General features: G+C 29.6%; 1 protein-coding gene. It reads left to right on the top strand.

Annotation, left to right across the window (positions count from 1 at the left end):
* Positions 1 to 463 (top strand): polysaccharide pyruvyl transferase family protein (locus tag ACLWS4_RS37440; protein ID WP_416876491.1); only part of this gene is annotated, 463 nt, incomplete at both ends.

Genomic DNA, 463 nt, shown 5'->3' on the forward strand with positions numbered 1-463 from the left:
GTTGAATCTGTACCTGCAGTTTGGGATCTTTCAAAAGATAACTCTAGCATAAAAAGGTATATAAGGGGAACTAAAAGCTTTTTTACAAGCTTTTTATCTAATAAAAATAATAATCAATTAAGTTATTATAATATGGCTGATACAGTAATAAGTGTAGGTGGAGGTTATCTTTATTCCTCTAGAAGAGGACCATTAGGAATTGGATTACTAAATTCTCTTTTCCATATTTACCTAGCAAAAAAAATGAAAAAAACAGTAATTTGTTTCCCACAAAGTGTTGGGCCACTAAATTACATTATTGATAAGTGGATTGTTAAAAAAGTATTGAAAAAAGTGGACTTATTTATGAGTCGTGAAGCAATAACGACTAAGTTATTAAAGAGTTTTGGATTAAAGAAAGTTATAGAGATACCAGATATTGGTTTTACATTGTCGCCAGCAGATATTGGTAAGATTCATGATA

Origin of the sequence: Kitasatospora sp. SC0581 (assembly GCF_048159585.1) — a bacterium.
Taxonomy (GTDB): domain Bacteria; phylum Actinomycetota; class Actinomycetes; order Streptomycetales; family Streptomycetaceae; genus Kitasatospora.